The organism is Candidatus Poribacteria bacterium (genome assembly GCA_021295755.1).
In the GTDB taxonomy this organism is placed as follows: domain Bacteria; phylum Poribacteria; class WGA-4E; order WGA-4E; family PCPOR2b; genus PCPOR2b.
Map to the genome: position 1 here is coordinate 1 of JAGWBT010000156.1, position 322 is coordinate 322.

Genomic DNA, 322 nt, shown 5'->3' on the forward strand with positions numbered 1-322 from the left:
CGCGAGATTACGGGTGAGTCCTATCAGTCCCCATTTCGCTGCACCATAACCGGCGTTGGCGCGTTGTCGGGTTTCACCCGCAGCCGATACAAAGATTATCGATCCCTGCTTTTGCTCCTGCATTTTTGGGATTGCTGCCTGCGCGCACATGTAACCGGTGTGGAGGTTGATGTCGACCAGATACTTCCACGCCTCCTCATCGGTTTCGTGCAACCGTAATCCACTCGCAGCGGCGTCTCCCAGATTATCGAACAACACATCGATTTGTCCCCACCGATCCATGGTGGCATCTACCATCTTAACGCCGCCTTGGGTGGTGGTA

The 322-nt window shown here is 55.0% G+C and carries 1 protein-coding gene; it reads right to left on the bottom strand.

The window, feature by feature from the left end:
• A partial coding sequence (locus J4G02_19385) for an SDR family oxidoreductase (GenBank protein ID MCE2396697.1) occupies positions 1 to 322 on the bottom strand: 322 nt, incomplete at both ends.